The sequence below is a fragment of the Burkholderiales bacterium genome, assembly GCA_015075645.1.
In the GTDB taxonomy this organism is placed as follows: domain Bacteria; phylum Pseudomonadota; class Gammaproteobacteria; order Burkholderiales; family Casimicrobiaceae; genus VBCG01.
In genome coordinates, this window is the sequence record JABTUF010000003.1 from 1 (window position 1) to 19,707 (window position 19,707).

The 19,707-nt window shown below is 64.0% G+C and carries 23 protein-coding genes and 1 pseudogene; 22 read left to right on the forward strand and 2 right to left on the reverse strand.

Annotated features, from left to right (window positions below; all coding sequences use genetic code 11):
* The first annotated feature begins 79 nt into the window (after window positions 1-79).
* The 22 genes and pseudogenes from HS109_06895 to HS109_07000 all read left to right on the forward strand — a co-directional run bounded on the left by HS109_06895 (window position 80) and on the right by HS109_07000 (window position 19,200).
* Complete coding sequence (locus tag HS109_06895; protein ID MBE7522096.1) at window positions 80-544, forward strand: hypothetical protein; 465 nt, start codon at window positions 80-82, stop codon at window positions 542-544.
* Between the two features lie 75 nt (window positions 545-619).
* Window positions 620-1,090, forward strand: a complete 471-nt coding sequence (locus tag HS109_06900) for a hypothetical protein (GenBank protein ID MBE7522097.1) — start codon at window positions 620-622, stop codon at window positions 1,088-1,090.
* Between the two features lie 129 nt (window positions 1,091-1,219).
* Entirely contained in the window at window positions 1,220-1,459 is a 240-nt protein-coding gene (locus tag HS109_06905; protein MBE7522098.1) for a DUF4160 domain-containing protein, read from the forward strand.
* Entirely contained in the window at window positions 1,419-1,688 is a 270-nt protein-coding gene (locus tag HS109_06910; protein ID MBE7522099.1) for a DUF2442 domain-containing protein, read from the forward strand. Before HS109_06905 ends, HS109_06910 begins: the two co-directional genes overlap by 41 nt.
* 239 nt (window positions 1,689-1,927) lie before the next feature.
* Window positions 1,928-2,350 carry a transposase gene (locus tag HS109_06915; protein MBE7522100.1) on the forward strand — a complete coding sequence of 141 codons (423 nt, stop codon included), beginning with the start codon at window positions 1,928-1,930 and terminating at the stop codon, window positions 2,348-2,350.
* On the forward strand, window positions 2,347-2,694 hold the full coding sequence (tnpB, locus tag HS109_06920; protein ID MBE7522101.1) for an IS66 family insertion sequence element accessory protein TnpB: 348 nt from the start codon (window positions 2,347-2,349) through the stop codon (window positions 2,692-2,694). Before HS109_06915 ends, tnpB begins: the two co-directional genes overlap by 4 nt.
* A gap of 78 nt (window positions 2,695-2,772) precedes the next feature.
* Window positions 2,773-4,356 (forward strand): IS66 family transposase, encoded by a 1,584-nt coding sequence (locus HS109_06925; GenBank protein MBE7522102.1) that lies wholly within the window; start codon window positions 2,773-2,775, stop codon window positions 4,354-4,356.
* Window positions 4,337-4,621, forward strand: a complete 285-nt coding sequence (locus tag HS109_06930) for a hypothetical protein (GenBank protein MBE7522103.1) — start codon at window positions 4,337-4,339, stop codon at window positions 4,619-4,621. The genes HS109_06925 and HS109_06930 overlap by 20 nt, the downstream gene beginning before the upstream one ends.
* 102 nt (window positions 4,622-4,723) lie before the next feature.
* Complete coding sequence (locus tag HS109_06935; GenBank protein ID MBE7522104.1) at window positions 4,724-5,314, forward strand: TraM recognition domain-containing protein; 591 nt, start codon at window positions 4,724-4,726, stop codon at window positions 5,312-5,314.
* 4 nt (window positions 5,315-5,318) lie between these two features.
* Window positions 5,319-6,032 carry a DUF4400 domain-containing protein gene (locus HS109_06940; protein MBE7522105.1) on the forward strand — a complete coding sequence of 238 codons (714 nt, stop codon included), beginning with the start codon at window positions 5,319-5,321 and terminating at the stop codon, window positions 6,030-6,032.
* Window positions 6,033-6,223: 191 nt separating this feature from the next.
* Complete coding sequence (locus tag HS109_06945) at window positions 6,224-8,491, forward strand: hypothetical protein (GenBank protein ID MBE7522106.1); 2,268 nt, start codon at window positions 6,224-6,226, stop codon at window positions 8,489-8,491.
* 197 nt (window positions 8,492-8,688) lie between these two features.
* A pseudogene (locus HS109_06950) lies at window positions 8,689-8,835 on the forward strand (IS3 family transposase).
* On the forward strand, window positions 8,832-9,350 hold the full coding sequence (locus tag HS109_06955) for a hypothetical protein (protein ID MBE7522107.1): 519 nt from the start codon (window positions 8,832-8,834) through the stop codon (window positions 9,348-9,350). The pseudogene HS109_06950 and the gene HS109_06955 overlap by 4 nt, the downstream one beginning before the upstream one ends.
* Window positions 9,351-9,889: 539 nt before the next feature.
* Window positions 9,890-10,513, forward strand: a complete 624-nt coding sequence (locus HS109_06960) for a DUF1353 domain-containing protein (protein ID MBE7522108.1) — start codon at window positions 9,890-9,892, stop codon at window positions 10,511-10,513.
* Window positions 10,514-10,610: 97 nt separating this feature from the next.
* Entirely contained in the window at window positions 10,611-11,300 is a 690-nt protein-coding gene (locus HS109_06965) for a hypothetical protein (protein MBE7522109.1), read from the forward strand.
* A gap of 2,696 nt (window positions 11,301-13,996) precedes the next feature.
* Complete coding sequence (locus tag HS109_06970; protein MBE7522110.1) at window positions 13,997-15,091, forward strand: RelA/SpoT domain-containing protein; 1,095 nt, start codon at window positions 13,997-13,999, stop codon at window positions 15,089-15,091.
* Between the two features lie 45 nt (window positions 15,092-15,136).
* On the forward strand, window positions 15,137-15,358 hold the full coding sequence (locus HS109_06975; protein ID MBE7522111.1) for a DUF433 domain-containing protein: 222 nt from the start codon (window positions 15,137-15,139) through the stop codon (window positions 15,356-15,358).
* A gap of 1,765 nt (window positions 15,359-17,123) precedes the next feature.
* Window positions 17,124-17,363 (forward strand): CopG family transcriptional regulator, encoded by a 240-nt coding sequence (locus HS109_06980; protein ID MBE7522112.1) that lies wholly within the window; start codon window positions 17,124-17,126, stop codon window positions 17,361-17,363.
* Complete coding sequence (locus HS109_06985; GenBank protein MBE7522113.1) at window positions 17,350-17,622, forward strand: type II toxin-antitoxin system RelE/ParE family toxin; 273 nt, start codon at window positions 17,350-17,352, stop codon at window positions 17,620-17,622. The genes HS109_06980 and HS109_06985 overlap by 14 nt, the downstream gene beginning before the upstream one ends.
* A gap of 426 nt (window positions 17,623-18,048) precedes the next feature.
* Window positions 18,049-18,699: an HNH endonuclease gene (locus HS109_06990; protein ID MBE7522114.1), complete on the forward strand. Its 651-nt coding sequence runs from the start codon at window positions 18,049-18,051 to the stop codon at window positions 18,697-18,699.
* Window positions 18,700-18,760: 61 nt separating this feature from the next.
* Window positions 18,761-18,967 (forward strand): type II toxin-antitoxin system HicB family antitoxin, encoded by a 207-nt coding sequence (locus tag HS109_06995; GenBank protein MBE7522115.1) that lies wholly within the window; start codon window positions 18,761-18,763, stop codon window positions 18,965-18,967.
* Window positions 18,964-19,200 (forward strand): type II toxin-antitoxin system HicA family toxin, encoded by a 237-nt coding sequence (locus tag HS109_07000; GenBank protein ID MBE7522116.1) that lies wholly within the window; start codon window positions 18,964-18,966, stop codon window positions 19,198-19,200. The genes HS109_06995 and HS109_07000 overlap by 4 nt, the downstream gene beginning before the upstream one ends.
* A gap of 110 nt (window positions 19,201-19,310) precedes the next feature.
* On the opposite strand, the gene HS109_07005 is transcribed toward HS109_07000, so the two are convergent.
* Together HS109_07005 and HS109_07010 are read right to left on the reverse strand one after the other, a co-directional pair.
* Window positions 19,311-19,490 (reverse strand): hypothetical protein, encoded by a 180-nt coding sequence (locus tag HS109_07005; protein MBE7522117.1) that lies wholly within the window; start codon window positions 19,488-19,490, stop codon window positions 19,311-19,313.
* A gap of 62 nt (window positions 19,491-19,552) precedes the next feature.
* Window positions 19,553-19,702 carry a hypothetical protein gene (locus HS109_07010; protein ID MBE7522118.1) on the reverse strand — a complete coding sequence of 50 codons (150 nt, stop codon included), beginning with the start codon at window positions 19,700-19,702 and terminating at the stop codon, window positions 19,553-19,555.
* Between the last annotated feature and the right edge of the window lie 5 nt (window positions 19,703-19,707).

The following is a 19,707-nucleotide window of genomic DNA, read 5'->3' on the forward strand; positions in this document are numbered from 1 at the left end:
TGGCATCCTGTGGCTACTTGGCAGAGATGTAGAGTCCGTCGCATTCGTGCTGGGTTGCGTCAGTTCGTCAATGTTTGGCGTGATCGAGGTCGCCAAGTTTGTCGTGCCAGATCGAAGGGCCGTGCGCGAAATGACCATTGAGCAGCTGCTTCAGCATGTCGAGCTGTCCAACGCCAAGAACGATTGGAAGGCATTCTCAACCGGCGTCACTACCGAAGCGGCACTGAAAGAGGATCCACGTCTTAGAGTCACCGTTCACTACGACGAGCGAGGGGTTCACCAGGACAACTTCCAAGAGCCCTGGGCCAACAAGTTCCCAGACCCAAAGGCCGTGAGCTACTGGGTTGAGCTCACGTACGACCGCGCTCTTATCGATCGGCGTGTGCTCGTCTCGGTCGATGGCGGGCGCGCCATGCTGCCCATGCCGGCAACACGAGTCGATTTGCACGTCAGCAAGATTCACTATCGGATTGCCGAGATCTTGGATGGCCGCTCAACACTCCCTGAGTACTTCGCGCGTGCAGAGCTCCGCGTTGACGCCTAACCCTTCGTTGCACCCGAAGTGCTACAGCGGGCTTCGCCCGCTTCCGCCCTCGGGTGAACTCAAACGTTGGGCCTTATGAGCACCGGCCTTCCCACGTGGTTGCAGGTACTTCAAGGGCTTCTGACCCCAACGATTGCGGTTGTTGCCACCTATGTCGCGTGGCAGCAATGGAAAGGGAACGAGACCAAGCTGCGCATAGATCGCTACGAGCGCCGCCTAGCGATCTATCGAGAAGTCATGATTCTCATCAGTCTAATCGTCCGTGAGGCGAAGTGCTCGATTCCTGACCTTCTTGCGTTTCGCTCAAAGACGTTTGAGGCGGAGTTCCTTTTTGGGGCCGACATCCCTGAGTACATAGAGGAGGTGTTTCAGCGCGGCCTCAAGCTTCATACAGCAAATGCACAGTACCGCGACAGCTCGCAGCCAACTCAGCTAGGCTACGACCATATGAAGGTCGTCGAAGCTTCAGCAACTCAACTCGACTGGTTTATCGCGCAGCCGGCCCTCGCGACCGCAAAGTTCAAACGGTATCTGAGCGTCACGTGACCTTCCTAAGGCCCAACCCAGCGGTCAACCGGACCGTCCTCGGCGCGGCTTCGCCGGCCTCGGCGGCCGGTTACCTGGCACGTTAGGCCCGGGGTGCAACGGTGATGCGCAGGGCGTACGATAGCGAGCGTGAGCCCTACCGTATTTCGCGCTGAAGGCTTTCGCTTCTATTTTTTCTCGCGCGAGGAGCCCCGGATGCACGTCCATGTCCAGGGCGAGAAGGGCGAAGCCAAATTTTGGCTTGAGCCGCAGATCGAATTGGCGCGAAACTACGGATTGAGTGACCCGGAGGTTAACCGCGCCCTCCGGTTGATTCGGGAGAAGGAAGATGACGTCCGTCGCGCCTGGAACGAGCACTTCGGAAGTTGAAGTGACAAACGTCTCGAAGCACGGCTTCTGGCTGCTGATTCGGGACGAGGAGGTTTTCGTTCCGTTCACCGAGTTTCCTTGGTTCAAGGACGCCTCGATTGCTCAGTTGCTGAACGTACAGTTCCCGTCGCCGCATCATCTCTACTGGCCCGATCTGGACGTGGATCTTGCGGTCGAATCGCTGTTCCACCCCGAGCGCTTTCCTCTCGTTAGCCGAGCCCGGGTCTAACCCCGCGTTCGAGCGGACGTCCGCAAGCGCGCTTCGCTTGCTTGCGGTGCCCTCCTCGCTCCCCTCGTCGGCCGCCGCTCAACGCGAGCGTTAGGCGTCAAGGACAACGCATGCCCACGCTTTCGCAGAGATGTGCCATCTTCGTCAAGTCCAACGTAAGCGTCCGGTGAGTACCGTCTTCCGCTGGGAAGGGCGATGACGCCATAGTGGTGTCCGTCAGTTGAGTAGCGGGGACCAGAATGGCGACAGGGGGGTTGCAGCGGGTATCGCGGAAGGGACGGCCGAACCATCCGCTGGAGTTCAAGCGGCGGTTGGCGCAGGCGGCGTGCCTGCCAGGGATCTCGGTGGCGAAGCTGGCGCAGGAGCACCGGATTAACGTCAACATGCTGTTCAAATGGCGCCGCCAGTACCGAGCGGGGAAGTTCGGCGCGATCGATCAGGAAGTCGCGGTGGTGGTATCAACGCCACCGCCGGCGGCGCCGTTCCAGTTGCTCCCGGTGATCGAATCGGTGGCGCCGGTGCTCGCGAATGCCGGCGATCGGCATGCACGTCCGGAGGACGGCATCGAAGTGATGTTTCCGGTGGCAACGATACGCGTCGGCCGTGCCGCTGATCCGGCGCTGCTGCGGACGGTACTGGACTGCCTGGCGAGACGACGTTGATCGGACTGCCGTTGGGGACGCGGGTGTGGATCGGCGCCGGCGTCACCGACATGCGCAAGGGCATGGACGGGCTGGCGGCCTTGGTGCAGATGGCCCTCGGCGAGAAGCCGTTCTCGGGTGACGTGTTCGTGTTCCGTGGCAAGCGGGGCGATCTGATCAAGTTGCTGTGGTGGAGCGGCGACGGCATGAATTTGTACGCGAAGCGTCTGGAGCGTGGCCGGTTCGTGTGGCCGCAGGCGACCAGCGGTGTCGTGCATCTGTCTGCCGCGCAGCTGTCGATGCTGCTCGAAGGCATCGATTGGCGCCGTCCGGCACGCACCTGGCAACCGAACGTCGCGGCGTAACAACACTGCCATCGCGATTGGGTACGAGATGCGTTCGAGGCGTGCATCATGCGCGCACGCTGCGGTACAGTCGCGGCCATGGCGCTCGCAATCGATCAACTTCCCGATGACGTTGCGACGCTCAAGCGCCTGCTGGTCGAACGCGACGCCGAGGTCGCACGACGTTTGACCGAGCTGGAAGCGCAGCGCGCGGAGATGCTGACGGCGCGGCTGCTGATCGAGAAACTGAAGCTGCAGATTGCGCGCCTGCGTCGAATCCAGTTTGGCCGCCGCTCCGAGCAGCACGACGCGCGCGTTGAGCAACTGGAGTTGATCGTCGAGGAATTGGAAACTGGCTTGGCGGCCAGCTCGGCGGCAACCGAGCCCTCGACCCCGCCGTCGCCGCGCACGCAGCCCGTGCGCAAGCCGCTGCCGTCGACGTTGCCGCGCGAGACGGTGGTTCATGCGTCGGCCTGCACTTGCCCTGACTGCGGCGGCACGCTCAAGCAGATCGGAGAGGATGTCGCCGAGCAGCTCGAGTTCATTCCCGAGCACTTCAAGGTCATCCGCCACGTCCGGCCGAAGTTTGCCTGCGGCAAGTGCTCGACCATCGTCCAGGCCGCGGCACCGTCGCGTCCCATCGACAAGGGGATCGCCGGTCCGGGGCTGCTGGCGCACGTCGCCATCTCGAAGTACCTCGATCACCTGCCGTTGTACCGACAGTCCGAGATCTACGCCCGGCAAGGCGTCGACCTGGAACGCTCCACGCTCGCCGACTGGATCGCCGGCATTACCCGCCTGGTGACGCCGCTGGCCGAACTGGTCGGTCGCCACGTGATCGCGGCGACGAAGATCCACGCCGACGACACGCCGGTGCCGGTGCTCGATCCCGGACGAGGCAAGACCAAGACCGGTCGACTATGGGTTTATGTGCGAGACGATCGTCCTGCCGCGAGCACCGACCCGCCGGCCGCATACTATCGTTACACGCCGACCCGGGAGGGAGCGCACCCGCGGGCGCACCTGAGGGACTTCCGCGGCACGCTGCAGGCTGACGGCTACAGCGGCTTCGACGGGCTGTACGTCGAGGGCCGGGTGCGCGAAGCCGCGTGCTGGGCGCATGCGCGGCGCAAGTTCTACGACCTGCAGGTGGCGACCCGCTCGCCGCTGGCCGAGGAGGCGCTGACGCGCATCCAGAAGATCTACGCCATCGAAGAGCGAGTCCGAGGCAAGCCGCCCGAGGTGCGGCGGGAGGCCCGTCAGACGGACGCCGTGCCGTTGCTGAAGGACCTGCGGCAATGGCTGGTCGATACGCGGTCCAAGGTATCGGCGAAGTCGGAGTTCGCCGCGGCGATCAACTATGCCCTGAACCGGTGGGAGGCGCTGACCCGTTACTGTGGCGACGGCGCCATCGAGATCGACAACAACGCCGCGGAACGGGCGTTGCGTGGGCCGGTGCTATCGCGTAAGAACTTCCTGTTCGCGGGTTCCGACTCCGGTGGCGAGCGTGCCGCGGTGCTCTATACCCTGCTGCAGACGGCCAAGCTGAACGGGCTCGATCCAGAGGCGTACCTGCGCTTCGTGCTGGGGTGCATCGCTGAGCACCCGAGCAACCGGCTCGCCGAGTTGCTGCCGTGGAACTACGCCCAGACGCAGGCGGCCGATGAGCGGCTCGCGGCGTAAGCGTACGTCGCCACCGGCGGTATCGCCTGGCGCCTTCCCGAATATCGAACTCCTGATCGACGGCGACGGCGACATCACGATTGGGCGGTTCGGCCCGATCCGCTGTGCTGCCACGGCCGCCAACGAAGACCAGTGCCTGGCGATGCTGCAGCGGCGGCACGGCGAATCGCTGCTCGAACTACTCCAACGACTCGACGAGGCTATCGCCGTCGCCAGCGAAACCGGCGAGTGCATCGACGAGATCAACCCCCCGTCGAATCAATGATCGGATGCCGGGAGCACCCGGCTATCCCTCTGCAACACCTCCGCGACTAGCCGGCGAGATGCCAGCACCGGACGCTTACACAAGTTCGGCACCGGTCGCGGACTGCCAGGCGAGGTGAAGCCGCGGCGGATCGCGATCCACGCCGACGAGTTCAACGAGCTGATCGGCGACGAGTTCATCCCGCTGCTCAACAAGGCGGGCGGAGCGGGGTTTCAGGTGACGGCCTACACGCAGACCTGGTCGGACGTGGAAGCCCGCATTGGTTCGCCCGCCAAGGCCGGGCAGATCGCCGGCAACTTCAACACGCTGATCATGCTGCGGGTGAAGGAGGTGGCCACGGCCGAGCTGCTGACCAGCCAGCTGCCCGAGGTACACGTCGTCTCGACCGTCGTGTCGTCGTCGGTCTCCGACACCAACGATCCGATCGACTTCGCGGACTTCGCCAGCCGCAACGAGGACCGCATCGCGCCGGAGACGGTTCGGATGCTGGAGCCGACCGATCTCGTGCAGCTGCCCAAGGGCGAGGCCTTCGCGCTGATCCACGGGGGCCAGCTGCACAAGATCCGCATGCCGCTGCCCTCGGCAGCGAGCGATCCGCTGATGCCAATGAGCCTGGCGGCGATCGGGAAGACGCTGAGAGCGCGGATCGACGGACCGTGGAATCAGCCGGAAATTGGCTTCGAGGCGGAGTAGCGAAGTGTCGTCTAGGAACGCGGCGTTTCACGACGGGGCGCTGGCGGGCGTGCTGCTGAGTCCGCTGAAGCTGCTCTTCTCGCTGGCGCTGGGTTTGGCTGCGCTCCTGCTGTGCGCCTGGATTCTCGACTGGACGTTCGTGTTCAAGGTCTGGCCGCAGGGGATCGAGCGCCTGCGTGATCTGCTCGCGCACGACCTCGAGCACGGCGTTGCCCTTGCCGCCCGACAGGGTACCGGCGCCGGCGCCATCACCGCGCCGGCCAACGCGCTTTATTCGTTCGTGTTCGAAGCCACCGGCATCCACGACATGGGCACGCAGTTCGCCAACGGGGCGGCTCTGTCGATCCCGGACACGGTCATGCGGCGCAGCTACGTGTCGCACCGGGAGAGCATCGAGGCGGCGATGGTCGGAACCCAGCTGCTCGGGGTGCGCGCGGCGATCCTGGCGCGGTTCGCGCCGCTGCTCCTGCTCCTCTACGTCGTCGGCGCCGCCGACGGTTTCACCCAGCGAGCGATCCGCCGAGCTTGCGGGGGGCGCGAGTCGGCCGGCCTATACCACCGGGCCAAGTACCTGCAGGTGGCGGTGCTGGGACTGGGCGGCGTCGGCCTGCTGCTCTGGCCCGGGCCGGTGAATTGGGAGCTGTGCGTGCCGCTCGGCGCGGTCCTCTTGGGCGGGCTGGCCCGCGTGCAGTGGGCGTACTACAAGAAGCACATGTAGGCCGGGCTGGGGACTGCGGTTGGCCAGCAGCCTCGAGTCCGTGCGGCAGGGCAACTCGTTGCCAGCCGCATCAATCGCTCAGGAGGAATGCCGAAGCGCATCACGTTGTTCCGGCGTTGTTCAGATTTCGCTTGACAGGGCTGGCCACGCCCCATAGCATATCCGAACAACATCTGAACAACGGTGAGATCATGGAAAAACGCTTCACTGCAACGCTTAGCCGATCCCAGGGCCGGAGCGCTTGGGCGGTGATCTTCCGCCATCCGGCACGAATTGACCCGAACACCAACAGGCCGGGGCTGCGAGTGCGGATGGGGCTGGGAACGCCGGACGAGGCCGAGGCCAATGTCTTGAAGGAGCAGCTCAACCAGCTGCTTGCCGACGAGACCTTCTGGAACGCCTCGGCGAAGAGCGAGGCGGGGAAGCGGTTCCACAGCCGGGTCGTGGAGATCTTCTTCCACGGCATGGAGCCCGAGGCAAACGACTTCGGCGCCATCCGTGACGCGATCATCCCGTTGCCGACATCTCAGGAATCGGAGTACCGGCGCGCTCTCCTGCTCGGCACCACCGGCGCAGGGAAGACCACGCTGCTCCGACAGCTGATCGGCACAGACCCCGTCACCGAGCGCTTCCCGTCGACGTCGACGGCCAAGACGACCGTTCATGAGACCGAAGTGGTCCTCGCGCCCGGGCCGTTCAAGGCCGTTGTCACCTTCTTCCCCATCGACGAGGTTCGCGAGCACTTGAACGAGTGCATTTCCGAAGCCGTGCTTGCCGCATATCGCGGTGACGACGACGGGGATGTGCTCCGCAAGCTGCTCATGCACGTGAATCAAAGGTTCCGCTTCAACTACGTCCTTGGCAATGGCCCGCAGGAGGCTGTGTCCGACGACGACGAGGACGAAGGTGAAGACGCGTTCGACCCAGCTGACGAGAGCCCGGCCGACAAAGCCATCGATCTCGAAGCCACGAATGCTCTGCTCATCAAGAGCTTGGCTGCACTGCGCTCCGTCGCCGCGCGCCATGGGGATCAACTGAAGAGTGAGCTCGGCGCAATCGACGAAAAGGATCAGCGAGTTGTCGATGAGCTGTTCGAGGAGGAGCTCGATCGCCGCCTGCGGGAGGATGACGAGTTCCATCGCATCAGCGACGAGCTCATGGACGAGATCGAGCTCCGCTTTTCGCTGCTGGAAGAGGGAACGCTTCGTCGCAGCAAGCAGGGATGGCCGCAATCATGGTCGTGGGAAACGGATGACAGAGCTGCCTTCATCAAGGCGGTGACTCGGTTCTCCAGCAACCACGCACCACGCTTTGGGCGACTGCTGACGCCGCTGGTCAACGGCGTTCGTGTATCGGGCGCCTTCGTGCCGGCGTGGAATGACGGCCAGCTGCCAAAGCTGGTTCTGCTCGATGGCGAGGGCCTTGGTCACACGCCAAAGTCGGTCGCAGCCATCTCCACTTCACTCACGCGGCTGATCGAGACGACGGACGCGATCGTGTTGGTAGACAACGCGACGATTCCGATGCAGGCCGCTCCGGTCGCGGCCATGAAGGAGATGATTACTTCCGGCAGTGCCAGCAAGCTCCTGCTCGTGTTCACGCATTTCGATGAAGTCAAGGGCGACAACCTGCCAAGTGCGGCCGCGAAGGAGCATCACGTGCTGGCCTCTGCCGAAAACGTTCTCGCATCGATCGGTGAGGAACTCGGACCCTTCGCCGAGAGGGCGCTTCGCTCGCGCCTGAAGGAGGCCTGTTTCTTCGTTGGTGGCATCGACGAGCCGCTCGATGCCGCGAAGAAGACGCACAGGCGGACGATCGGCCAGTTGAAGTCGCTGCTTGGCGCCATCGACACGATTGTCGAGAAGCCAGCCCCTGTTGCGGTACAGCCGGTTTACGACCGCATGAACCTTGTTCTCGCGGTGAAGAACGCGGCCGAGAGCTTCCACGACGCCTGGTGGCCGCGCCTCGGCCTCGCCTACAAGCCGGGGGTCGGCAAGGAGCACTGGAAGCGTATCTGGGCTTTGAGTAGGCGCCTCAGCACGCCCGGGTTTGGCGATGAGTACGACAACCTGAAGCCCGTGGCCGATCTGCGCAAGCAGCTGCAGGATCGGCTGTATGTTCTCTTGCAGAACCCGCTGAAATGGGACCCGGTCGAGCCCACGGACGACGACACCAAGCAGCAAGTTTTCGACAGGATTGCCAATGCGCTGTCGGTCAAGACGCTTGACCTTGCGACGCGCCGTGTTCGAGCCGAGCGCATGCCCGAGTGGCAGTCCGCGTTCAATCAGTCAGGTCGAGGATCGAGTTACGCCCGCGCCGCGATCATCGGCGAGCAAATCTACGATCGAGCTGCGCCGGTGCCCGATGTAACGCCCTCACCCGACAGGAACTCCTTCTTGCATGAGGTCGCCACCGCGGTGGATGCCGTCTGCCGCGAGGCGGGCGCGCAGCTGACCTGACGCATATTGGCTTGCGGGCGCCATGCCGACCGAGAAATGGGCTGGAACGGCATCGTGAAGATCGTCCTCAGCCGAAACACACCCGCGAGGCGTCAGACAAGCTGTCGAGTTCGCATGACCTGCCGATGAGCCGCAAGAACTGCTGGGCCGAAGCTTCTTCAACGAAGGAGCGCGTGCATGGCACCCGGTACGCGACGCGCGAGGCGGCGATCGCCGATCTGTTCGACTACATCGAGGTGTTCTACAACCGCAGGCGCAAGCACTCGACGCTCGGCTATGTTTCGCCGGCGCGGTTCCTGGCCGGTTGGATCAGCAGTCAGCACGAGCAAGCCGTGGCAGCATGACCCCGTTCCCTTGGCGGACGAAAAACAGAGGGAAGCTCAATCCCAGGTACTTCGCGGCTACCGTGAAATCCAACTTCAAGCTGCTCGAGGGCGGCAAGGGCCTACGCATTGGCATCGTTCCGGAGTCACCTGAAAAGGGCAATCACAGCACGATCCGCTACAGCCAATCACACCGCCTGTGGATAGTGTCACTCGCCGATCCAAACGGCTTCATGGGCCTGTTCAGCGATGCATATCACGCCGTTGGCCGCAGCATGTGTACTCTTGGCAAGCAAGAGCCTCCACCTTACTACGTCAAGCCAAGCGCTAAGGCGCAGCGCATGCAGGAGCAGATTGAAAAGTACCCGGACGCGCTGGTGGTCGACATTGAGGCCGGCCTGAACGAGGCCGCACAGCAGGACTTGGTTGGACAGAAGCACCAGTTGGTCTCTGTCAATGCGCCGAACTGGCTGCACATGAAGCAGATGGCAACGACGCTCGTTTGCCCGAAGCCGAAGTTCTACAAGCTCGACTGAGGTGCGGGCTAACCATTCGTTGCACCGGACGTGCTACAGCGGGCTGCGCCCGCTTCCGCACGCCGGTGAACTCAAGCGTTAGGGCGCGCAAGGCGCGTTGCATATCGCTCGATCGAACGACTTCGCTCGGTCGCCCGCGCGGCGAGCGTCGGCGCGATGGAGCTGTAGCGAACGGTGACCGCTTGCCGCGCCACGGTGCCTCCGATCCAGGCCGCACCCCGGCCGCTCCGGCACGCCAACGGCGCTCGTAGTCATCCGCGTCGTGGCCTCGCAACCACCAGAGCTCGCCCCCGTGCAGGTCCAGCGCGGCGGCGCGCAGGTGGCTTCGGGCGGCGTTACACCACGCGGTGGCGCGCGGGTCCGGTCGTCGGTCGTGCATTGCGGAGGTGATGCCTTCGGTGCACGATGTCGCCGTGCAACTATCGCGCCCTAACAGTGTGGTCAACCGGACGCGCCGGTACGCGGCTTCTTCTTCGTTCGCGTCGGTGGCGGCGCGCCGGTCACCTTGAGCGTTAGGCCTCACCTCGAAAGAGTCCGTCATGCGCCAACTCTCGATCTGGCTAATCTTGCTAGCTCCGCTTCTTGCCGTGGCTGCTGACATGAACTACGGCCGATTCACCGGCTCTGTAAAGACAGAGTGGCTTCGCGGCAGCGCCACCGAGCGCCGGATGCGTCTGCTAGAAGACTTCGCATACGTGGATCCGAAGGGTAAAACCTGGCTTGCGCCTAAGGGATCCGTGACGGACGGTGCGTCAATTCCCCGCGGACTTTGGACTATTGTCGGAGCACCATTTGAAGGTCAGTACCGCGAGGCTGCGGTCATTCATGACGTCTACTGTGAGACCAAGACGGAACGACACCAAGACGTGCATCGCATCTTCTACTATGCGAGCAGGGCTGCCGGCGTGTCGGAGTTCTACGCGAAAGTGCTCTACGGTGGCGTTGTCGCGGGCGGCCCTAAGTGGAGCAAGGGCTCATCGAACTGCTTTGTTGGTTGTCATGCAGCTATTACGGTGCCATCGCAGGTAGAGACTGTTCCGAAATTCACAGAAGACGACGCCAAGCGACTTGCCTCTTGGATAGAAGCCGAAAACCCTTCGCTTGAGGAAATTGATGCCTTCGTTGCCCTAAACTTCCGCCCGAACAAAGCCGCCCACCCATGAGGCCAAACCCTTCAATCGAGCGGGGCATGCTCCGGCGCGCTTCGCGCAGTTACGCATGCCGCTCATGTCGAACGTTAGTCCACAATGGAGGAGTCCCGTGGCAGGTACAAAACGCGAGTTCACTCCGAATCAGATCTTTGTCGGGTTGCCGTGGAAAACGGTTCGACCGAAGTACGAAAAGATCATCCCGACGCTGGAGAAGAGATACCCTCTGTACTTCACGATAGTCGGGCGCAACGACGCACAGCACGCCGAAGACCTGTTTGAAATCATAAAGCAGCGCATTGCTTCTTCCAGCTACGCGGTGTTTGATGCAACTGGGGGCAATGCGAACGTGTCGCTCGAATACGGTTACGCCGAGGGCTTGGAGGTGCCGCGGGCAATCTTTGTGAGCGCACACAAGGCGTCACAAAGGGCCTCCGCAGGTGCGCCGATCATCTCCGATCTTCACGGTAAGCGGCGTGTTCAATACAAGACGGAAGGCTCGCTATCCGCTGAACTGCACAGGCTTTGCCGCGAGCACGATTTCACGAAGCGTTTTGAGAAGGCTTTGGCGGCTGCACTCAAAGGCAAGAGCAAAGGCGCGAAGAAGAGCGGAAGAGCACTTGCCCTGAAGGTTGTGCGCGCACTAGATGGCAAGGCTCGAATGCGACGTGCCGAACTCCTGCAGCATCTTCAAGCTCAAGGGTACAAGGGGCGTGAAGCCGAAAGCATGCTCAAAAAGCTTCATTCCGGCGGCGTTGTGAAGTGTACGGTTGGGAAGTTTTCGCAGGCCTATGTGGCCTAACCTTTCGCTCGAGCGGACCCGCCGGCAAGTACCTTCTCGTTGGCGACCGATGGTGGCGGCGGGCCGCTCAGCTTGGACGTTAGGGCGCGGAAGGCGCGTTGCATATCGCTCGATCGAACGACTTCGCTCGGTCGCCCGCGCGGCGAGCGTCGGCGCGATGGAGCTGTAGCGAACGGCGACCGCTTGCCGCGCCACAACGCCTCCGATCCAGGTCGCACCCCGACCGCTCCGGCACGCCAACGGCGCTCGTAGTCGTCCGCGTCGTGGCCTCGCAGGCACCAGAGCTCGCCCCCGTGCAGGTCCCGCGCGGCGGCGCACAGGTGGCTTCGGGCGGCATCACACCACGCGGTGGCGCGCGGGTCCGGTCGTCGGTCGTGCATTGCGGAGGTGATGCCTTCGGTGCACGATGTCGCCGTGCAACTATCGCGCCCTAACAGGGTGGTCAACCGGACGCGCCGGTACGCGGCTTCTTCCTCGTTCGCGTCGGTGGCGGCGCGCCGGTCACCTTGAACGTTAGGGCGCGAGAATCGTTGCATATCGCGCTCGATCGAACGACTTCGCTCGGTCGCCCGCGCGGCGAGCGTCGGCGCGATGGTGCGGTAGCGAACGGCGACCGCTTGCCGCGCCACGGTGCCTCCGATCCAGGTCGCACCCCGACCGCTCCGGCACGCCAACGGCGCTCGTAGTCATCCGCGTCGTGGCCTCGCGATCACCAGAGCTCTCCCCGTGCAGGTCCCGCGCGGCGGCGCGCAGGTGGCTTCGGGCCGCATCACACCACGCGGTGGCGCGCGGGTCCGGTCGTCGGTCGTGCATTGCGGAGGGAAAGCCTTCGGTGCACGATGGCGCCGTGCAACTATCGCGCCCTAACAGTGTGGTCAACCGGACGCGCCGGTACGCGGCTTCTTCTTCGTTCGCGTCGGTGGCGGCGCGCCGGTCACCTTGAACGTTAGGGCGCGCAAGGCGCGTTGCATATCGCCCGATCGAACGACTTCGCTCGGTCGTCCGCGCGGCGAGCGTCGGCGCGATGGTGCTGTAGCGGACGGTGACCGCTTGCCGCGCCACGGTGCCTCCGATCCAGGCCGCACCCCGGCCGCTCCGGCACGCCAACGGCGCTCGTAGTCATCCGCGTCGTGGCCTCGCAACCACCAGAGCTCGCCCCCGTGCAGGTCCAGCGCGGCGGCGCGCAGGTGGCTTCGGGTGGCATCACACCACGTGGTGGCGCGCGGGTCCGGTCGTCGGTCGTGCATTGCGGAGGGAAAGCCTTCGGTGCACGATGTCGCCGTGCAACTATCGCGCCCTAACAGTGTGGTCAACCGGACGCGCCGGTACGCGGCTTCTTCTTCGTTCGCGTCGGTGGCGGCGCGCCGGTCACCTTGAGCGTTAGGGCGCGAGAATCGTTGCATATCGCGCTCGATCACACGTGTTCGCGAGTTCGCCCGCGCGGCGAGCGTCGGCGCGATGGAGCTGTAGCGAACGGTGACCGCTTGCCGCGCCACGGTGCCTCCGATCCAGGCCGCACCCCGGCCGCTCCGGCACGCCAACGGCGCTCGTAGTCATCCGCGTCGTGGCCTCGCAGGCACCAGAGCTCGCCCCCGTGCAGGTCCCGCGCGGCGGCGCGCCGATGGCTTCGGGTGGCATCACACCACGCTGTGGCGCGCGGGTCCGGTCGTCGGTCGTGCATTGCGAAGGGAAAGCCTTCGGTGCACGATGTCGCCGTGCAACTATCGCGCCCTAACAGGGCGGTCAACCGGACCGCTTGCTGCGTGGCTCCTTCGTCGCCACGCCACGCGGCCGGTCACCTTGTGCGTTAGGGCGCGAGAATCGTTGCATATCGCGCTCGATCGAACGACTTCGCTCGGTCGCCCGCGCGGCGAGCGTCGGCGCGATGGTGCGGTAGCGAACGGCGACCGCTTGCCGCGCCACAACGCCTCCGATCCAGGTCGCACCCCGACCGCTCCGGCACGCCAACGGCGCTCGTAGTCATCCGCGTCGTGGCCTCGCAGGCACCAGAGCTCGCCCCCGTGCAGGTCCCGCGCGGCGGCGCGCCGATGGCTTCGGGTGGCATCACACCACGCGGTGGCGCGCGGGTCCGGTCGTCGGTCGTGCATTGCGGAGGGAAAGCCTTCGGTGCACGATGGCGCCGTGCAAATATCGCGCCCTAACAGGGTGGTCAACCGGACGCGCCGGTACGCGGCTTCTTCTTCGTTCGCGTCGGTGGCGGCGCGCCGGTCACCTTGAGCGTTAGGGCGCGAGAATCGTTGCATATCGCGCTCGATCGCAAGCGTTCGCGAGTTCGCCCGCGCGGCGAGCGTCGGCGCGATGGAGCTGTAGCGAACGGCGACCGCTTGCCGCGCCACAACGCCTCCGATCCAGGTCGCACCCCGACCGCTCCGGCACGCCAACGGCGCTCGTAGTCGTCCGCGTCGTGGCCTCGCAGGCACCAGAGCTCGCCCCCGTGCAGGTCCCGCGCGGCGGCGCGCAGGTGGCTTCGGGCGGCATCACACCACGCGGTGGCGCGCGGGTCCGGTCGTCGGTCGTGCATTGCGGAGGTGATGCCTTCGGTGCACGATGTCGCCGTGCAACTATCGCGCCCTAACAGTGTGGTCAACCGGACGCGCCGGTACGCGGCTTCTTCTTCGTTCGCGTCGGTGGCGGCGCGCCGGTCACCTTGAGCGTTAGCCGGCTGAAAGCACTCTATGTCATTCGTCACGCCACGGTTCTCAAGGAGTCAGGTTTCCCGTGCCGGCGAGATACTTGCGCGTCCTGAAGGAGCGACTGCCGACGATCAGCAATGGGCTGCCGACGTCCTTGCCAACTGGCGCGCCTGCCATGGCTATCCGATCAACACGTTCCAAGCGACCCTACGACACAAGCTCAAGGATGGATACGGCGACACGATTGTCGCTCAACGCCTCAAGCGAGCCCCTTCAATCATCCTGAAGCTTCAGCGCTTCGACGGAATGCAGCTTGCGCGTATGCAGGACATTGGCGGTCTGCGGGCGGTGTTGAGTTCCGTCGCCAGAGTTCGACGACTCGAGAAGGACTATCGGAACACCAAGTTCGACCATGAGTTGGCGAATTCGAAGGACTACATCAATAAGCCGAAAGAGGACGGCTATCGCGGCATTCACCTCATATATCGCTATAAGAATAAGCGAGCTCCCGAATATGACGGTCTGTCTCTAGAGCTGCAGATACGCACGCGCCGCCAACACGCCTGGGCGACTGCTGTCGAGACCATGGGCACGTTTCTTGGCCAGGCACTCAAGTCCGGGCGAGGCGACCGGGAGTGGCGCGAGTTCTTCGCCAAAGCAAGCGCTGCACTCGCGATACTCGAGAGTTCCAAGCCTGTGCCAGGATTCGAAGACCGCGCTCGAGGCGCCGTGTTCCGCGATGTCGCTGACACGGAGGCGCGCCTCGGTGTACTCCAGCGACTACAGGGGTTCGCAATTGCGGCCGACCGAATCACGACCGAGCGTGGTCAAGGCGCGTATCATCTCATAGTGCTGGACTCTGACCGACGCACCGTAACGATTCGCCCGTACCCCGTTGCTAGCCTTGCACAGGCCACTATCGACTACGCCGCTGTCGAGGAGCGAACAAGGGCTGGCGAGCGCGTCGAGGCCGTGCTCGTAGCTGCTGGTCCGGTGGCAGCCTTGAGAAGGGCCTATCCGAATTACTTCTTGGATACACAAGCGTTCGTAACGGAAATGCACGCGGTTATCACGGAGGCGAACGCAGCGCCGGCTAACAACCGGTTGCAGCGGACGGCGCCCAGGCGCCGCCGCTGAACCGAAGCGTTAGCCGTCCTGCCGCGGGAGTGCTAGGATTGCCGGATGATCGATTGGTCCTCCTGCTCGGCCGTCGAGCGCGATGTTGATCGCGTTAGCGGGGCGTGGGTGTTTCGTGGTACGCGCGTGCCCGTATCGGCCCTGTTCGAGAATCTCGAGGACGGTGTGTCGGCCAGCCAGTTTGTTGAGCTCTTTCCAGGCGTATCGCTAGATCAGGTACGGGCGGTCCTCGAGCACGCCGCGCGTAGTGCACTCGCTCCGGTCTGAGTGCGAGTCCTTTTCGATCAAGGTACACCGGCTCCGTTGCGTGAATCGCTGCGGCGGCACGACGTATCGACGGCCTATGAGCGCGGCTGGTCGAAGCTGACGAACGGCGAGCTGCTCGACGCGGCTGAACAGGAGGGCTTCGAGGTCTTCGTTACCACGGATGCCCGACTTCGATACCAGCAGAATCTGGCAGGTCGAAGGATCGCAATCGTATGTTTGCTTTCGACGAGTTGGCCCGGATTCAGCGCGTCGCCGTTGGTGTCGCGGAACGATTGCCGGCTGCGAGGCCAGCAGCTATGTCGAGGTTCGCATTCCCTGACGACGGCTAACCTGCCGGTCAACCGGACGCGCCGAGATGCGACTTGAGTTTTGGCGACGACCGGTGCGGCGCGCCGGTTACCTGTCACGTTAGGGCGCGAGAATCGTTGCATATCGCGCTCGATCACACGTGTTCGCGAGTTCGCCCGCGCGGCGAGCGTCGGCGCGATGGAGCTGTAGCGAACGGCGACCGCTTGCCGCGCCACAACGCCTCCGATCCAGGTCGCACCCCGGCCGCTCCGGCACGCCAACGGCGCTCGTAGTCGTCCGCGTCGTGGCCTCGCAGGCACCAGAGCTCGCCCCCGTGCAGGTCCCGCGCGGCGGCGCGCCGATGGCTTCGGGTGGCATCACACCACGCTGTGGCGCGCGGGTCCGGTCGTCGGTCGTGCATTGCGAAGGGAAAGCCTTCGGTGCACGATGGCGCGATGCATCGATCGCGCCCTAACAGGGTGGTCAACCGGACGCGCCGGTACGCGGCTTCTTCCTCGTTCGCGTCGGTGGCGGCGCGCCGGTCACCTTGAACGTTAGGGCGCGAGAATCGTTGCATATCGCGCTCGATCGAACGACTTCGCTCGGTCGCCCGCGCGGCGAGCGTCGGCGCGATGGTGCGGTAGCGAACGGCGACCGCTTGCCGCGCCACAACGCCTCCGATCCAGGTCGCACCCCGACCGCTCCGGCACGCCAACGGCGCTCGTAGTCATCCGCGTCGTGGCCTCGCAGGCACCAGAGCTCGCCCCCGTGCAGGTCCCGCGCGGCGGCGCGCCGATGGCTTCGGGTGGCATCACACCACGCGGTGGCGCGCGGGTCCGGTCGTCGGTCGTGCATTGCGGAGGGAAAGCCTTCGGTGCACGATGGCGCCGTGCAACTATCGCGCCCTAACAGGGTGGTCAACCGGACGCGCCGGTACGCGGCTTCTTCTTCGTTCGCGTCGGTGGCGGCGCGCCGGTCACCTTGAACGTTAGGGCGCGGAAGGCGCGTTGCATATCGCTCGATCGAACGACTTCGCTCGGTCGCCCGCGCGGCGAGCGTCGGCGCGATGGAGCTGTAGCGAACGGCGACCGCTTGCCGCGCCACAACGCCTCCGATCCAGGTCGCACCCCGACCGCTCCGGCACGCCAACGGCGCTCGTAGTCGTCCGCGTCGTGGCCTCGCAGGCACCAGAGCTCGCCCCCGTGCAGGTCCCGCGCGGCGGCGCGCCGATGGCTTCGGGTGGCATCACACCACGCTGTGGCGCGCGGGTCCGGTCGTCGGTCGTGCATTGCGAAGGGAAAGCCTTCGGTGCACGATGGCGCGATGCATCGATCGCGCCCTAACAGGGTGGTCAACCGGACGCGCCGGTACGCGGCTTCTTCTTCGTTCGCATCGTTGGCGGCGCGCCGGTCACCTTGAACGTTAGGGGGCTTCCGTAGCGCGTGGCGTCTTGACGTTGTGACGTTATAGCGCTACCATGCGCACGATGGAAGACGCCAAACGCGCCACCGTGTATTTCGACGCAGCGGTCCACCAAGCGCTGCGCCTCAAGGCCGCCGCAACTGATCGGTCGATTTCCGACATGGTCAACGATGCCGTGAAGGTCGCACTGGCGGAAGACGCCGAGGATCTTGCGTCGTTTGATCAACGCAAGTCCGAGCGCGGCGTTTCCTTCGAGACGCTGGTTCGCGACCTGAGGAAACGTGGCCGAATATAGGCTGCTGATCAAGCCGTCGGCCGCAAAGGAGATCGAGGCGGTCGGAAGCAAGCGTGACCGTCAACGGATCGTGGGTCGGATACGATCGTTGGCGAACGAGCCCAAACCCCCGGGCAGTGAAAAGCTCGCAGGTCCGGCAGCCCTCTTTCGTGTTCGCCAAGGCGATTATCGCGTCATCTATTGGGTCGATGACGCGCATCGGACCGTCGAGGTCATCAAGGTGGGGCATCGCCGTGAGGTCTATCGCAGCGCCCCCTAACCCGGCAGTCAACCGGACCGCTTTCGGCGCGGCTTCGCCGGCCTCTGCGGCCGGTTACTTTGCACGTTGGGCGTCACAGGACACGGCGCTAAACTAGGCCGAGATTGGAGGTACTCATGCGCTACCGCATCGCACTTCATCAGTCTGACCGGGTCGCCAATGGATTTCACACCTGACAGCCTGTTTGATTACTCTGATGATGCGCTTCTCGACGAAATTCGACGCGTCGCTGGATTGATCACTTCACCGCATATTACGAGAATGGCGTTTGATCGGCTCGCCCGTGCAAGCTCCAGTAGCATTTGCCGCAGATTCGGTGGCTGGCATCAGGCATTGCGTCGGGCTGGGCTTTCGAATAGATACTCGGGAGCAGTCGTTTCCCATCGCATGCGCACTGGTTGTGGTCACAGATACTCTGATAGCGACATGCTTGCCGAACTTCGTAGGGTAGCGGACGAGCTTGGTTTGACCTCGTTCACCGTTCGACAATACAACGCTCATGGTCGGATCCATTCCACCTCAATCGTGCGGACGTTTGGGTCATGGCATGCCGCTATAGTTCGTGCGAACTTGGTACCCGGACGTGGTTCTAAGCGTTACTCCGATGAGGAGTTTTTTGAGAACATCCTGGCGGTATGGACGCACCACGGTCGGCAACCGAGGTATAGAGAAATGGATCGGGAGCCCTCCCGAATCACATCGGGGGCTTATGCGCGCAAGTTCGAAGGTTGGCGTCGGGCGCTCAGTGCGTTTGTTGAACGCGTCAACGCCGATCGACAGCTTGACTCAATCTTGCCGTCACCCCCAAAGCCAGATGCAGCACTGGACCCGGAGATGACCACAAAAAGACCTCGTCGCACAATTTCCCTGGGCTTGCGTTACGACGTCCTGCGCCGAGATCGTTTCAAGTGTGTTCTCTGCGGTGCGAGTCCGGCCGTAACACCAACGTGCCAACTCCACGTCGATCACATCATCGCTTTTGTGCGCGGCGGAGTGACCGAGGAGGGCAATCTCCGAACGTTGTGCTCGCACTGCAATGTCGGAAAGGGGGACAAGTTGGAGGAATCCGCCGTCTAATTCACATTGCGCGTCACCACAGCGTCGGGCGTAGAATCGGGTGAAATCGGAGGTACCTATGGTGAATCTCGACATCGAGAGTGAGCGCGAGGCCGATGGCCGGTGGCTTGCGGAGGTACCGCAGTTGCCTGGCGTTTTGGCCTACGGAGCCACTCGGGACGAGGCCGTGGCTCGCGTCCAGGTGCTTGCGCTGCGGGTCCTCGCCGAGCGCCTGGAGCACTCCGAGAGCCAACCCGGTTCAATCTCGATTTCGGTGGCCGCTGCTTGAGTCATTGGCCTTCGACCAAAGCGCGTCGCGTACTGGCGGCGTTGCTTGGGTTGGGGTGGGTCGTCAAGCGACAGTCCGGGTCGCATCGGACGTTGAGCCGCGCGGGATGGCCAGACTTCGTCTTCGCCTTCCACGATGGCGAAGAGATCGGTCCAAAGATGCTTGCGCGCATTGCGAAGCACACTGGGCTTTCTGCCTTACATTCCGCACATCGGCGGACGCAATTGGAGTGAATTTCCGGAGGCGGGCCGGAAGGCTGGGGCGTCACGCGCAGACGCGGTAGGCGTGTGCGGGAACTCCGAGCAACGCGAGGACTTGGCGCTGCAGGTCGGTGAGGTCGGCGTCAAGCGTGCGTCTGGACGGTTTGGCCGTCGCGCAACAGGCGGTGGCGTTGGGCGAGGCTGAACAGGCGCAGCACCGTCGTAGGCCGCCGACGTGACGCTGCTCCGGACGGCAGCGGTAGCTCGGCGATCACCTCGTGGCGCATCGCGCCGCGTAATTCACGCTCGATGAGCGCCTGCACGAGCAGGGCCAGGAAGTACAGCGTGAACAGGGGTCGATGCGCCCTTCGTTCCTGGAGGAAGATCAGGGCGACGCGCCGGTCACCTGCTCGAAACGCTTCTCGATGGTGGGCTGGCCCAGGTTGTGGGCCTCGAGCGCACGATGGGCGGGGTGAGGGTCCGGTCGTTCGCTGAGCAACGGATGCGTGCCATCGCTCTTCTGGTCGTAGGCCACGGCGG

What these genes read in the sequence shown, in the direction of transcription:
- HS109_06910 (MBE7522099.1), top strand. Translation starts at nt 1,419, where the DNA reads ATGACGTCCGTCGCGCCTGGAACGAGCACTTCGGAAGTTGAAGTGACA.
- HS109_06975 (MBE7522111.1), top strand. Translation starts at nt 15,137, where the DNA reads ATGATCGATTGGTCCTCCTGCTCGGCCGTCGAGCGCGATGTTGATCGC.
- HS109_06915 (MBE7522100.1), top strand. Translation starts at nt 1,928, where the DNA reads ATGGCGACAGGGGGGTTGCAGCGGGTATCGCGGAAGGGACGGCCGAAC.
- HS109_06990 (MBE7522114.1), top strand. Translation starts at nt 18,049, where the DNA reads ATGCTTGCCGAACTTCGTAGGGTAGCGGACGAGCTTGGTTTGACCTCG.
- HS109_06955 (MBE7522107.1), top strand. Translation starts at nt 8,832, where the DNA reads ATGACCCCGTTCCCTTGGCGGACGAAAAACAGAGGGAAGCTCAATCCC.
- HS109_06960 (MBE7522108.1), top strand. Translation starts at nt 9,890, where the DNA reads ATGCGCCAACTCTCGATCTGGCTAATCTTGCTAGCTCCGCTTCTTGCC.
- HS109_06945 (MBE7522106.1), top strand. Translation starts at nt 6,224, where the DNA reads ATGGAAAAACGCTTCACTGCAACGCTTAGCCGATCCCAGGGCCGGAGC.
- HS109_06980 (MBE7522112.1), top strand. Translation starts at nt 17,124, where the DNA reads ATGCGCACGATGGAAGACGCCAAACGCGCCACCGTGTATTTCGACGCA.
- HS109_06900 (MBE7522097.1), top strand. Translation starts at nt 620, where the DNA reads ATGAGCACCGGCCTTCCCACGTGGTTGCAGGTACTTCAAGGGCTTCTG.
- HS109_06930 (MBE7522103.1), top strand. Translation starts at nt 4,337, where the DNA reads ATGAGCGGCTCGCGGCGTAAGCGTACGTCGCCACCGGCGGTATCGCCT.
- HS109_06970 (MBE7522110.1), top strand. Translation starts at nt 13,997, where the DNA reads ATGTCATTCGTCACGCCACGGTTCTCAAGGAGTCAGGTTTCCCGTGCC.
- HS109_06925 (MBE7522102.1), top strand. Translation starts at nt 2,773, where the DNA reads ATGGCGCTCGCAATCGATCAACTTCCCGATGACGTTGCGACGCTCAAG.